The sequence below is a fragment of the Streptomyces sp. NPDC043738 genome (assembly GCF_056436545.1).
This window is the reverse complement of the sequence record NZ_JBWKCJ010000006.1, coordinates 83,945-96,621: the sequence shown is the minus strand read 5'-3', so window position 1 is coordinate 96,621 and position 12,677 is coordinate 83,945. Positions and strand designations below refer to the sequence as shown.

Below are 12,677 nucleotides of genomic sequence, written 5' to 3'. Positions count from 1 at the left end.
GGAGGGCGTCGCGGCGGGCTCCCGGGGCCCGGCCGGTGTCGGCGACGCGCTGGTGTCGGAGCCGGAGACCGGGCGGCCGCACGTTGTCCACAGCCCCAACCGCCGGCCTTGACAGTCATGTTGGATGCGCAGAAGTCTGGTTGTTCCGACGATTGCCGGAAGTCGGGTGGAATCCGAAGGTAGCGGGAGTACCTGAGGTATCGGGGGAATCGGGGGGCTCATGCCGGGATACACGTCTGTGCGCCCGACGGGCGGGACGACGACGCACGAGGACGGGACATCGACGTACGAGGACGGGACGCGCGCCGCGGGCACAGGGCGGAGGCCGGGGCGGCGGGCGCGCCGGACCGCCGGCCTGGGCGCGACGGCCCTCGCGCTCTGCTGCGCGCTGGCGGCCTGTGCGTCGCAAGGCGGTGGCGCGGACCGGGCGGGCGGACCCGGCAGCTCGCCGGGCACCGCGACGTCGTCGACGCCGCCCCCGACGCCCTCCGTCGCCCCCGACGCCTACCGCCACGCTCTCGCCAACGCCCTCGCGCCGCTCGACGAAGCGCTGCGCGCGGTGGACCGGGCGCACGAGGGCGGCTCGCTGGACAAGGCGCTGGGCGCCGCCGCCACCAAGGCCGACGCCGCCGCGGACGCGCTGCAGACCACCCGCACACCGGACAACGCCGGCTCGGGCAACGGGCAACTCGCCACCGCCCTGCGGGCGTTGGGGCAGGATCTCAGGAGCGCCCGCAGCGACGGCGGCCGCTGCGCCACCTCACCGCGGGTCGAACTCGGCACGGCCCAGAGCCCGAAGAGCATCGAAGCGGCCGCTCGCGCGCTCCGCGCCATCGGCTATGACGCCGCGCTGCGGCTGCCGCGCACGGAGCAGGCCAGGCACCGCAGGCTCGCCAACGGCGCATTCGTCCGCGACGGCGGCCGGGGCGGGCTGGGGCGGCTGACGGTCGACAACGGCACCGGCACGGATGCGGTGGTGACGCTGACCCGCGGCCGGCGGACGGCGTTCTCCGTGTATGTGCGCCACGGCTCGAACACCACCATACGCAGCGTCGACAGCGGTGCGTACACGGTGTACTTCACGACGGGAGAGGACTGGAACGGCGCGAGGAGTTCCTTCACCCGGGAGTGCAGCTTCGAGAAGTTCGACGACAAGGCGAACTTCCGGACCGTCCGGGTGGCCGGTGGGACGCAGTACACCGTGCTGACGTTCACGCTGAACAGGGTGCTCGGCGGCAATGCGAGCACGAGCACGGTGCCGCCGGGCGAGTTCCCGTCGTAGCGGGGGCCGTGGGGTGCGTGGGCGGACCGCCCCGGCTCGGCGTCGGGTACACCGCAGCGGCTCGGTATCGTGGCGCCACGTGGGTGACAGCACATGGTGGACTCTGGCGATCGCGGCGGTGACCGGTGGCACGGCCGTGCTCGCCAGTTGGGTCACCAGCCGCGGCAGCACGCAGGCCGCAAGGATCCAGGCCGAGATCGCCGCGCGCTCGCAGCGCGCCGAGCGACTGCGGGAGAGCCGGCGCACCGCCTATCTGGATCTGATCGAACAGACCCACCGGATGGGCGAGTTGTACTGGGAGATCTCCGCTGCGCTGCGGCTGCCCGGCTCGGCTGCCCGTACGGCTTCACTCGGCGAGCTGCACGACCGGGAGGTCGCCGAGTACGCGAAGATCCGCCGCTGCGCACGCGTCGTCGAACTGGAGGGCCCGCCGTCGGCCGCGGCCGCGGCGCTCGCCCTCCAAAAGGCGACCGGCCCCTTCTACTCGGCCGTCAAGGCCGAACTGGGCGGTGACACCGACCACCGCGGTGCGTTCGACGCCGCCTACCGCCCCTTCTGGGCAGCGCTGGAGCGCTTCGTGGACGCGGCTCGGGACGCACATCAGACGGACTGAGTGCGCCGCCCGCACGGCCGTCAGCCGTTCTCGGCCTTCCGGCGGGCACGGTAGGCGCGCAGATTGGCGGCGTTGCCGCAGATCCTGACGTCGTGCCAGACGCCGCTGTTGTTGCGGGAACGGTCGTAGAAGGCCACCCGGCAGCGGGGGTTGCGGCAGGTCTTGAGGCGACGGCGGGTGTCGGCCTGCTGCGCCTCGAAGGCGGCGGTCAGGATCAGCGAGACCAGCCGGCGCCAGCCGCTGCCGCGCGGCTCGAGGCGGACCAGTCCGTCCTCCCCGATCTGGAGCGCGGCACTGGCACTGTGCAGCACGGGTGCGACGGCGGCGGCCGCCCCGGCTCCGGTGTCCTGCGCCGTGGCGGTCAGTTCGTGCAGGTCGTCCCGGAAGGCCCGGAGCCCGTCGAGACCGTCGGCGTCCAGTGCCACATGGGGAGCGGGCTGCCCCGTGACCGCCGACCACTGGGCGATCGCCTGGTCCGCCCAGGCCTGCGCGTCCTGCGCGGTGGCGAGGAAGTCCGGCTTGCGCGGGGCGCCCGCGGCGACGGTGTTGAGCAGGTCCTGGACGAGGCCCAGCCCACCGGGCGCGGGGTCCAGGCGGTAGCGGGTGGTTGCGGGCCAGGTCATCGCGTCACACCTCCTGGCTGGACGTCGGACGGGCGGTCCATCTTTTCACAGGGGCGGCGGGCGCGCGCCCCTCCGCTGAGAACATAGCCGTAAGCCGAGCGCCCATTACATCACCGCCCCAGGTGGGACGGGCCCGTCCGTGCCCGTGGAGGCCTCCCCCGGCTACCGGCTCCCGGCCGCCGCCGCGCGACTCACCGCAGCGTGTCGAGCAGGGCCGCGTCGTACGGAATCGCCTCGTCGAGCCGGCCGCCGAGGGCCTTGGCCGGCCAGTCGGGGTCGGCGACCAGGGCGCGGGCGACGGCGACCAGGTCGAACTCGTCGCGCTCCAGACGGTCCAGCAGGAGGTCGATCCCGGTGGCCCCGGACCGCTGGGTCCGGCTCCGCGGGTCGGAGAACTCCTTGTCGAGGCCGACGGATCCCACGGTCAGCACGGCCCGGCCGGTCAGCTTCTTGACCCACCCCGCCAGGTTCAGCTCGCTGCCGGCGAACTCCGGCAGCCAGTAGCGGCGGGTGGAGGCGTGGAAGGCGTCCACCCCGGCCGCGGCGAGCGGGGCGACCAACTGCTCCAGCTCTTCGGGGGTCTCGGCGATCCGGGCCTGATAGTGGCCGGTCTTCCACTGGGAGAGCCGGAGGACCACCGGGAAGCCGGGCGTAACGGCCGCGCGCACCGCGGCGACGACCTCGGCGGCGAAGCGGGCGCGGGAGGCCGGGGCGCCGCCGTAGCCGTCGGTACGGCGGTTGGTGCGCGGCCACAGGAAGTTGTCTATCAAGTAGCCGTGGGCGCCGTGGAGTTCGATGCCGTCGAAGCCGGTGCGCTCGGCGGCCGCGGCCGCCCCGGCGAAGGCCCGGATCACCGCGTCGATGTCCCGCGGCGTCATCGCGGTGCCGTGGGGACGGCCGTCGAGGCCCACCGCGGACGGGCCCTCGGCGGGGACGCCGGCCGGCAGGCTCCCGGGGCCGCGCGACACCCCCGTGTGCCACAGCTGCGGCATGATGCGGCCGCCCGCGCGGTGGACCTCGTCGACCACCCGGGCCCAGCCCGCCAGCGCCTCCTCGCCGTAGAAGTGCGGTACGTCGTGGTAGGCGGCCGCGGCGTCGCGGCCGATGAAGGTGCCCTCGGTGATGATCAGCCCCGCCCCGCCGGCCGCCCGGCGCGCGTAGTAGGCCGCCACGTTCTCGCCGGGCACCCCGCCCGGTGAGAAGCACCGGGTGACGGGCGCCATGGCGATCCGGTTTCGGAGGGTGAGGCTCCCGATGGTGAACGGCCGTCCCAGCAGCCGTGCGGCTCGCGAGTCCTCGTACGTCGTCATCGCCATGGCGCGCTCCTCAGGTGCGGCAACTCATCGTCTCGACAGAAGCATAAGCGATACACCTCTTTCTTGATCGTGTGCCGTTCCTCACCCCCGCACGGCCGCGACTCAGCTGCGAGGACGGAGGACCGACTTCCCCTTCGTCCGGCGGGCGAGCAGGTCCTCATGCGCGTCACGGGCCCTCGCGAGGTCGTACTCCGCGCCGACCAGCGGCCGCAGCCGACCCCGCGCCGTGAGGTCGAGCAGTTCCTCGAGTGCCGGGCCGCCGGCCCCGTCGCGGGCGATGAGCGGGATGAGCCAGAAGCCGGCGACGGTGAGGCTCTCCAGCGCGAGGCGGCCCGGCGCGATGGCGGAGGCGGCCCGCCGCGACGAGGAGCCGTAGGTGACCAGCCGTCCGAGGTACCCGAGCGCGCCCAGGGCGGAGTCGAGGACCGGGCCGCCGACGGCGTCGAGGACGACGTCGACCGGGCGGCCGCGATTGGCGTCCAGGACCCGCTCGCGGTAGCCCTCCGCCGCGCCGTCGATCGCCACGTCCGCGCCGAGCTCCAGGGCGAAGGCGCGCTTGTCCTCGGACGACGCCGTGGCGATGATCCGCCCCGCCCCGAACTCCCGGGCCAGTTGGACGGCGAGGCTGCCCGTCCCGCCCGCGGCGGCGTGGACCACCACGCTCTCGCCGGGCGTCATACGGGCGGCCGACCGCAGCAGGTGCCATGCCGTCAGACCCTGTACGAGCAGGGCCAGCGCCTCGCCCGCGGGCACCCCCTCCGGCACCTCGACCAGGTCGCGGTCGGCGACCACCGCCTTCTCGGCGTATCCCCCCTGCGGCAGATAGCCCAGCACCCGCCGGCCGTCCGGGGTCCGGCCGACGACCTCCAGACCGGGAATGCGCGGGAGCGGCCCCTTCGGCGCGTACGGGCCGTCGGTGTGCTCGCCCGCGATCTGCTTGATGTCTCCGAAGTTGACGCCCGCGGCGGCCACTTCGACCAGTGTCTGGCCCGGACCCGCCACCGGGTCCGGTACCTCGGCCTGCGCCAGCACCTCCGGACCGCCGAACCGCTCGAACCGCATGGCGCGCATGAGTGCCCCTCCCAGATGTCGGACTGATCGCCGTTTCGCCGCCAAACTACGTGGCGTACGAAATCAGTGCGGTGGGCCCTCGCTCCCGGTGGCGTGCGGTGCGATCGCCAGGATGGCGACGTCGTCGTGGAACACGCGGGTGTGCAGCGGCAGATCGGTGTTGAGGAAGTCGACCACGTCGCCCGGGCCGGGCGCGGGCCGGTCGGCGAAGCCGTGGCGGAGGCGGTCGAGGAGGGGGTAGAAGGCGCCGGTGTGGTCGCGGGCCTCGATCAGGCCGTCGGTGCACAGCAGAAGGACGTCACCGGGGACGAAGGGATGGGTGTAGGCGACGGGGGCTTCGTCGGCGAGGGTGGCCAGTCCCAGTGGCAGGGCGGGCGGTCCGGTGAGGGCCGTCACCTCGCCGCCGGAGATCAGGACCGGTTCGATGTGCCCGTGGTTGACGATCGTCACCAGGCCGGCGGGCGCGTCGTACTCGACCAGGGCGGCGGTGACGAAGAGTTCGTCGTCGCGGATCTCCTGGGCCTCGCGGGCGAGTCGCCGTTCCAGACAGGCCGCTACGGACAGCAGGTCCCCCTGGTCGTAGGCGGCCTCGCGGAAGCTGCCGAGGGTGTCGGCGACGGTGCGTACGGCCTTGAGCCCCTTGCCGCGGACGTCCCCGATGATCGCGCGCTCGCCGGCCTCGGTGGCGAGGATGTCGTAGAGGTCGCCGCCGACCATGGTGCCGACCTCACCGGACCGGTAGAGACCGGCCGCGAGGACGTTGCCCACCCGGTGCGGCACCGGCCGCAGCAGGGTGCGCATCAGGGCTTCGGCCACCGAGTTGGCGCGGACCAGATACCGCTCCTGTCGTTGGCGGTGGGCGGCCAGCGCCATGCCGAGGGCGCCGACCAGGCCGGTGGCGACATACGCGGCGACGTGGTGGTTCTCCCACAGCTGGTGGAGGTTGTGGCCCGTGCAGCACGGGGTGCCGGCCACCACGCCCAGCAGCACGACGGCGAAGACCGTGACCAGGCCGACGCCGAGGGGACCGAGGGTGTAGGCGGCGACCACCGGCAGCGCGATCAGCAGGAAGCTCACCGCCCACGGCGTGGGGGTCACCGTTTCGAGGAGCATGACGAACACGACGTAGGCGAGCGGCAGCCAGCGCATCCACGCGGGCGGGCGGGGCACCTCGAAGCCGCTGTTCTCCACCGTCCGCGCGCAACTGTCGGCCGGCCGGTCGCGGTCCGGCCGGCGGTCGCGGTGTATCCGTTCGAAGACCGTCTCACCCGATCTGTTCACTCACGGACTCCCGGTACGACCGTGCACAAGGGCCACAGCCTCGCGCGCCCGAACGGCCCCGCCCGGCCATTACGCCGTCGGCGGCATGTCCTGCGGCGGGTCCCGTCAGGGCAGCGGGAAGGGCAGGGTCATGTCGGTGAGCGTGCCGGGGCAGGCGCAGGAGCGCTCCTCGGGGAGGCGGCCCAGGGCTTCGAGGACGAGGCCGCGCAGGCGCCCGGTGTTCTGGGCGAAGACGGTGAAGACCTCCTCCTGGGAGACGCTCTGGCGGGCGTCGATGCCCGCGTCGAGGTCGGTGACCAGGGCCACCGCGGTGTAGCAGAGCGCGAGTTCACGGGCGAGCACGGCTTCGGGGTGCCCCGTCATGTTGACCAGCGACCACCCCGCGGCGGCGTACCACTGCGACTCGGCCCGGGTGGAGAACCGCGGCCCCTGGACCACGACCATGGTGCCGCCGTCGGTCGCCTCGGTGCCGGTCGCGGCGGCCGCCGCCAGCACCGCCCGCCGGCCGTGCGCGCAGTAGGGGTCGGCGAACGAGACGTGCACCGCGCCCTGCTCGTAGAAGGTCTGCGCGCGGCCGCTCGTGCGGTCCACCAGTTGGTCGGGGACGACGACGCAGCCGCAGCCCAGTTCGGGACGGAGCGAGCCGACCGCGCACGGGGCGAGGATCTGGCGGACGCCCAGCGAGCGCAGCGCCCACAGGTTCGCGCGGTAGTTGATGCGGTGCGGGGGCAGGGCGTGACCGCTTCCGTGGCGGGGCAGGAAGGCGACCCGGCGGCCGCCGGCCGGGCTCACGGTGATCGCGTCGGACGGCGCGCCGTAGGGGGTGTCGACGGTGACGCGTTCGGCGTCCGCGAGCAGCTCGTAGAAGCCGCTGCCGCCGATGACGGCGAACTCGGCGGTGGGGGTGGTGGTCATGTGTCCTGTCCCGCTGCGACGTGAAGTCGCTCCACATTAGTGGAGCACCTGCGTCGGGAGGCCGTATCGGAACCTCTCTCCAGGTATCGGGTCCCTGGGCGCCCAGAGCGCATCGGCGCCTCTCGGTAACCGGCGGCCCGGCAATGCAGAAATCAGCGCGGCCGGCAACTCGGCAAAGAATGCGAAAAAGGGGAGCGCGGCGGGTTTCGTTTTCGGCCGGGACCCGGTGCCGACGGGAAAAAGGGCCCACCACCCGTTCGGCGCAACGGAACCGACGCCGGGCCGCCCCGGCATCTCACGCTTCACGATAATGAGATCGCAAGTGGTGTCAAAAAAAACTGGTGTCAAAACCTCTGACGTCGGGAGTTCATCATGGAATCCGGATCCAAGGTCTGGAACTGTCCCTTCGACTACGCCGAGGCCCTTGAATTCGATCCGACGCTCAAGCGTCTGCTGACCGAAGAACCCGTCGCACGCATCAAGCTGCCGTACGGGGAGGGCGAGGCCTGGCTCGTCACGCGGTACGACGACGTCCGCACCGTGACGACCGACCGGCGCTTCAGCCGCCACGCCATCATCGGCCACGACTTCCCCCGCATGACGCCCGAGCCGATCGTCCAGGACGAGGCGATCAACGTGATGGACCCGCCCGCCAGCAGCCGTCTGCGCAGCCTGGTGTCCAAGGCGTTCGCCCCGCGCCAGGTGGAGCGCATGCGGGCTCGTACGAAGCGGGTCGTGGACGAGCTGCTGGACGAGATGGAGCGGCACGGGTCGCCGGCCGACCTGATGGAGTCCCTGGCCTCCCCGCTGCCCCTGACGACGATCTGCGAGGTCCTCGACATCCCCGAGGCCGACCGCGCCCAGCTGCGCGCCCACGCCCGGACGATGATGGACGTCGGCCTGGACAACAAGGACAACGCCGTACGGGCCAAGGCCGAGATGCGGGCGTACTTCGCGGAGCTGACCGCGCAACGGCGCCGGAACCCGGGTGACGACCTGATCAGCGCCCTGGCCACGGCGCGGGACGGCGACGAGCTCCTCGACGAGCGGGAACTGACCGTGATGGCCATGGTGCTGCTCATCACCGGCCAGGACACCACCACCTACGAGATCGGCAACCTCGCCTACACGCTGCTCACCCGGCCCGCGGAGCTGCAGATGGTGCGCTCGCGCCCCGAGACGCTCCCGCAGGCCATGGAGGAGATGCTGCGGTTCATCCCCTTCCGCAAGGGCGTCGGCATCCCCCGGGTCGCCCTGGAGGACGTGGAATTGAGCGGGGTGACGATCCGGGCCGGGGACATCGTGCACGTTTCGTATCTGACGGCAAATCGGGACGGCGCGAAATTCGAGCGGCCCGACGAGCTGGATATGGAACGCCAGGGACCGTCCCATATGACGTTCGGCTGGGGCGGGCACCACTGCCTGGGTGCCCCGCTGGCCGTCACCGAGCTCGAAGTCGCCCTCAGCGCCCTCCTGGAGCGTTTTCCGGAGCTGCGGCTGGCCAAGCCGGCCGACGAAGTGCCCTGGAACAAGACCTCGATCTGGCGCTATCCGGTGGAGCTGCCGGTCACCTGGTGACGGTGTGCCACAGGCGGGCATGCGGTTTTTGCCCGCCTGGCTTACCGTTGGTGTTCGACCAGTTGGCCCATCTGGACAAGGAGAGTTCATCCCTCGGGGAGAGTTCCTTCTTCGAAGGCAGGCCCGCCGAATCGAATTGAGCACAGGGATGTGCACTGGCGGACCACGGTCTGCAAGGAGTGGAATCCCATGGCAGTTCTGTGCAAACCAGCGATAGCCGTCCCCGAATACGTCATCACCCAGGAAGACACCCTCGAACTGGCGCGGCGGCTGCACAAGGACCACACGCAGCTGAAACTGGTGCTCCGACTGATCGAGCACACCGGCGTCCGCACCCGGCATCTGATCCAGCCGATCGACAAGGTCCTCAAGCACCCGGGTCTCGACGCCCGCAGCGAGGTCTACGAGGAGGAGTCCAAGGCCCGCGTCCCCGCCGTGGTGCGCCAGGCACTGGACCAGGCCGAGCTGGAAGCACGGCAGATCGACCTGATCGTCTACGTCTCCTGCACCGGCTTCATGATGCCGGCGCTGACCGCCTGGCTCATCAACACGCTGGGCTTCAGGTCGGAGACCCGCCAGATGCCGATCGCGCAGCTCGGCTGCGCGGCGGGCGGCGCCGCGATCAACCGGGCGCACGACTTCTGCACGGCGTACCCGGACGCCAATGTGCTCATCGTGGCCTGCGAGTTCTGCTCGCTGTGCTACCAGCCCACCGACCTGGGCGTGGGATCGCTGCTGTCGAACGGTCTCTTCGGCGACGCGGTGGCCGCCACCGTGGTCCGCGGCAAGGGCGGCAAGGGCGTCCGCCTGGAGCGCAACGGCTCGTACCTCATCCCGCACACCGAGGACTGGATCTCCTACGCGGTGCGGTCCACCGGATTCCACTTCCTGCTGGACAAGCGGGTGCCGGGCACCATGGAGCCGCTCGCCCCGGCCCTGCGCGCGGTCGCGCAGGAGCAGCAGTGGGACGCGGGCAACCTGGACTTCTACCTCGTCCACGCCGGCGGCCCGCGCATCCTGGACGACCTCAGCCGCTTCCTGGAGGTGCCGCCGGAGGCGTTCCGCTTCAGCCGGGCGACGCTGACCGAGTACGGCAACATCGCCAGCGCGGTGATCCTCGACGCCCTGGGCCGGATGTTCGACGAGGAGTCCTCCCGTGAGGGCCACCGCGGCCTGCTGGCCGGCTTCGGTCCCGGTATCACCGCGGAGATGTCGCTGGGCACCTGGACCTCGACTCCGGAAGCGTCGGAGTGACCGTCACGGCCGGTCACCGCGCACACCGCGAAATCCGCCGTCGGCCGCGTGTCCAGATGCCGCAAACCAGGGCATCTTGACACGCGGCACGGCGCGATCTATCCAGAGGGTGGAGGCGGTGCTCTCTCCATACCAGCAGGTGAGAGGGCCTGCGGCCAGGTAAGGAGAGGACCATGACACGTGCAGTGGGTATCGACCTCGGGACGACGAACTCGGTGGTCAGCGTGCTGGAGGGCGGTGAGCCCACGGTCATCGCCAATGCCGAGGGAGCCCGCACCACCCCGTCGGTGGTCGGGTTCTCCAAGGGCGGCGACGTGCTCGTGGGGGAGATCGCCAAGCGGCAGGCCGTGACCAACATCGAGCGCACCGCGCGGTCGGTCAAGCGCCACATGGGCGACGCCGAGTGGCGCTTCCCCGAAGGAGGCGGGGAGATCGACGGCCGGCGCTTCACCGCCCAGGAGATCTCCGCACGGGTGCTGCAGAAGCTCAAGCGCGATGCCGAGCAGTACCTGGGCGAGGACGTGACGGACGCCGTGGTCACGGTTCCGGCGTACTTCAACGACGCGCAGCGCACCGCCACCAAGGAAGCGGGCGAGATCGCCGGGCTGAGGGTGCTGCGGATCGTCAACGAGCCCACCGCGGCCGCCCTGGCCTACGGCCTGGACAAGGAGAACGACCAGACGATCCTGGTCTTCGACCTCGGCGGCGGCACCTTCGACGTGTCGCTGCTGGAGATCGGCGAGGGCGTGGTCGAGGTGAAGGCCACCAACGGTGACACGCATCTGGGGGGCGACGACTGGGACCAGCGGATCGTCGATCACCTGACCAAGCAGTTCAAGAACGCGTACGGCATCGATCTGTCCCAGGACAAGATGGCCACCCAGCGGCTGCGGGAGGCGGCCGAGAAGGCCAAGATCGAGCTGTCCGCCGCCACCGAGACGACGATCAACCTGCCGTACCTGAGCGCGTCGGCCGAGGGCCCGCTGCACCTGGACGAGAAGCTCACCCGCTCGCAGTTCGAGCAGCTGACCGCGGACCTTCTGGAGCGCTGCAAGACGCCGTTCCACAACGCGGTCGACGATGCCGGGATCAAGGTCTCCGACGTCCATCATGTGATCCTGGTCGGCGGCTCGACGCGGATGCCGGCGGTGACCGAGCTGGTCAAGGAGCTGACCGGCAAGGACCCGCACAAGGGCGTCAACCCCGACGAGGTCGTCGCCATCGGCGCCACCCTCCAGGCCGGTGTCCTCAAGGGCGAGGTCAAGGACGTCCTGCTGCTGGACGTCACCCCGCTGTCCCTCGGCATCGAGACCAAGGGCGGCATCATGACCAAGCTCATCGAGCGGAACACCACGATCCCGACCAAGCGCTCGGAGATCTTCACCACCGCCGAGGACAACCAGCCCTCCGTGCAGATCCAGGTCTTCCAAGGTGAGCGCGAGATCGCGGTCTACAACAAGAAGCTCGGGATGTTCCAGCTGACGGGCCTGCCGCCGGCCCCGCGCGGCGTCCCGCAGATCGAGGTCTCCTTCGACATCGACGCCAACGGCATCATGCACGTGACCGCGAAGGACCTGGGCACCGGCAAGGAGCAGAAGATGACCGTCACCGGCGGCTCCTCGCTGCCGAAGGACGACATCGACCGGATGGTCCGCGACGCCGAGCAGTACGCGGAGGAGGACCGCCGCAGGCGGGAGGCCGCCGAGACCCGCAACCAGGCCGAGCAGCTGGTCTACCAGACCGAGAAGTTCCTCAAGGACAACGAGGACAAGGTCCCCGGCGACATCAGGACCGAGGTCGAGACCGCCGTCGCCGAGCTGAAGGAGAAGCTCAAGGGCGAGGACACCGCGGAGATCCGCACCGCCACCGAGAGGCTCGCGACCGTCTCCCAGAAGCTCGGCCAGGCCATGTACGCCGACAGCCAGGCCGCGCAGGCCGCCGCGGGCGGCACCGGGGGTGCTGCCGCCGGCGGGCAGCAGGCCGGGGCCGAGGACGACGTCGTGGACGCCGAGATCATCGACGACGACAAGAAGGAGGGAGGCTCCCGATGAACCACCCGCCCCCCGTCCACGGCCCTGTCCGCCCGCGGCTGGCACTGGTCGAACGCGGGCCGCAGGACGGTCCCGCCGTGCTCCCCTCGCGCACCGCCACCGGCAAGGAGCGGACGGCCACCGGGCCGCCGGCGACGTCCGAGGCCGCGGCGAGCGCCGAACTGCGCGAGCGCACGGCCGACCTGCAACGGCTCAAGGCCGAGTACGACAACTACCGCAAGCGGGTCCGCCGCGACCGCCAGGCCGTCGCCGAGATCGCCGTGGCCAATGTGCTGGGCCGGCTGCTGCCCGTGCTCGACGCGCTCGCCGAGGCCGCCGAGCGGGGCGAGGTGACCGGCGGCTTCCGGCGCGTCGCCGACGCCCTGGAGGCCGAGCTGGCGGCACTGGGCCTGCAGCCCGTCGCCCGGCCCGGCGCCCCCTTCGACCCCCACGTCCACGAGGCGATCACCTGCGCCCGCACCGACCGGGTCGGGGGCCCCACCTGCTCCGTGGTCGTCCGGCAGGGCTACCGGGTCGGCGGGCAGCTCCTGCGCCCCGCCCAGGTGACCGTCGCCGAACCACCGGACCAGGGCACGTCCGGCAGACCGGGGCCGGGTCCGCGGGGCGGCAACCCGCCCTGCGCCGGGGCACGTTGAGATCCCCCGGGGCCGACGGCGGTGCGGGCCGGGCCGCCCGTGCCGCCGTGTGACCGTC

At 71.7% G+C, this 12,677-nt stretch carries 11 protein-coding genes; 6 read left to right on the top strand and 5 right to left on the bottom strand.

Annotation, left to right across the window (positions count from 1 at the left end; genetic code table 11):
* The first annotated feature begins 220 nt into the window (after positions 1 to 220).
* Complete coding sequence (locus AC0680_RS10995; protein ID WP_478626842.1) at positions 221 to 1,282, top strand: hypothetical protein; 1,062 nt, start codon at positions 221 to 223, stop codon at positions 1,280 to 1,282.
* Between the two features lie 79 nt (positions 1,283 to 1,361).
* Entirely contained in the window at positions 1,362 to 1,895 is a 534-nt protein-coding gene (locus tag AC0680_RS10990; protein WP_478626840.1) for a hypothetical protein, read from the top strand.
* A gap of 20 nt (positions 1,896 to 1,915) precedes the next feature.
* Here AC0680_RS10990 and AC0680_RS10985 read toward each other — a convergent pair whose 3' ends face one another.
* The 5 genes from AC0680_RS10985 to AC0680_RS10965 form a co-directional block, all read right to left on the bottom strand.
* A complete protein-coding gene (locus AC0680_RS10985) occupies positions 1,916 to 2,518 on the bottom strand; it encodes a CGNR zinc finger domain-containing protein (RefSeq protein WP_478626838.1) in 603 nt (200 codons plus the stop codon).
* A gap of 191 nt (positions 2,519 to 2,709) precedes the next feature.
* Positions 2,710 to 3,834, bottom strand: coding sequence for an oxidoreductase (locus AC0680_RS10980; RefSeq protein ID WP_478626836.1), 1,125 nt, complete (start codon positions 3,832 to 3,834; stop codon positions 2,710 to 2,712).
* A gap of 102 nt (positions 3,835 to 3,936) precedes the next feature.
* Positions 3,937 to 4,905, bottom strand: a complete 969-nt coding sequence (locus AC0680_RS10975; RefSeq protein ID WP_478626834.1) for a quinone oxidoreductase family protein — start codon at positions 4,903 to 4,905, stop codon at positions 3,937 to 3,939.
* Between the two features lie 63 nt (positions 4,906 to 4,968).
* Complete coding sequence (locus tag AC0680_RS10970; RefSeq protein ID WP_478626833.1) at positions 4,969 to 6,186, bottom strand: PP2C family protein-serine/threonine phosphatase; 1,218 nt, start codon at positions 6,184 to 6,186, stop codon at positions 4,969 to 4,971.
* A gap of 105 nt (positions 6,187 to 6,291) precedes the next feature.
* Positions 6,292 to 7,101, bottom strand: a complete 810-nt coding sequence (locus tag AC0680_RS10965) for an S-methyl-5'-thioadenosine phosphorylase (RefSeq protein ID WP_478626832.1) — start codon at positions 7,099 to 7,101, stop codon at positions 6,292 to 6,294.
* 372 nt (positions 7,102 to 7,473) lie between these two features.
* Between AC0680_RS10965 and AC0680_RS10960 the strand changes: the two genes are divergently transcribed.
* The 4 genes from AC0680_RS10960 to grpE all read left to right on the top strand — a co-directional run bounded on the left by AC0680_RS10960 (position 7,474) and on the right by grpE (position 12,619).
* Positions 7,474 to 8,679: a cytochrome P450 gene (locus tag AC0680_RS10960; RefSeq protein WP_478626830.1), complete on the top strand. Its 1,206-nt coding sequence runs from the start codon at positions 7,474 to 7,476 to the stop codon at positions 8,677 to 8,679.
* Positions 8,680 to 8,868: 189 nt separating this feature from the next.
* Positions 8,869 to 9,933, top strand: coding sequence for a type III polyketide synthase (locus tag AC0680_RS10955; RefSeq protein WP_478626829.1), 1,065 nt, complete (start codon positions 8,869 to 8,871; stop codon positions 9,931 to 9,933).
* A gap of 173 nt (positions 9,934 to 10,106) precedes the next feature.
* Entirely contained in the window at positions 10,107 to 11,984 is a 1,878-nt protein-coding gene (gene dnaK, locus AC0680_RS10950; protein ID WP_478626828.1) for a molecular chaperone DnaK, read from the top strand.
* Entirely contained in the window at positions 11,981 to 12,619 is a 639-nt protein-coding gene (gene grpE / locus AC0680_RS10945; RefSeq protein ID WP_478626827.1) for a nucleotide exchange factor GrpE, read from the top strand. The genes dnaK and grpE overlap by 4 nt, the downstream gene beginning before the upstream one ends.
* Positions 12,620 to 12,677: the final 58 nt, after the last annotated feature.

Excerpts from the sequence above, each read along its gene's own strand:
- AC0680_RS10955 (WP_478626829.1), top strand. The coding sequence starts at position 8,869 with ATGGCAGTTCTGTGCAAACCAGCGATAGCCGTCCCCGAATACGTCATC.
- AC0680_RS10960 (WP_478626830.1), top strand. The coding sequence starts at position 7,474 with ATGGAATCCGGATCCAAGGTCTGGAACTGTCCCTTCGACTACGCCGAG.
- AC0680_RS10985 (WP_478626838.1), bottom strand. The coding sequence starts at position 2,518 with ATGACCTGGCCCGCAACCACCCGCTACCGCCTGGACCCCGCGCCCGGT.
- dnaK (WP_478626828.1), top strand. The coding sequence starts at position 10,107 with ATGACACGTGCAGTGGGTATCGACCTCGGGACGACGAACTCGGTGGTC.
- AC0680_RS10975 (WP_478626834.1), bottom strand. The coding sequence starts at position 4,905 with ATGCGCGCCATGCGGTTCGAGCGGTTCGGCGGTCCGGAGGTGCTGGCG.
- AC0680_RS10965 (WP_478626832.1), bottom strand. The coding sequence starts at position 7,101 with ATGACCACCACCCCCACCGCCGAGTTCGCCGTCATCGGCGGCAGCGGC.
- AC0680_RS10980 (WP_478626836.1), bottom strand. The coding sequence starts at position 3,834 with ATGGCGATGACGACGTACGAGGACTCGCGAGCCGCACGGCTGCTGGGA.
- grpE (WP_478626827.1), top strand. The coding sequence starts at position 11,981 with ATGAACCACCCGCCCCCCGTCCACGGCCCTGTCCGCCCGCGGCTGGCA.
- AC0680_RS10995 (WP_478626842.1), top strand. The coding sequence starts at position 221 with ATGCCGGGATACACGTCTGTGCGCCCGACGGGCGGGACGACGACGCAC.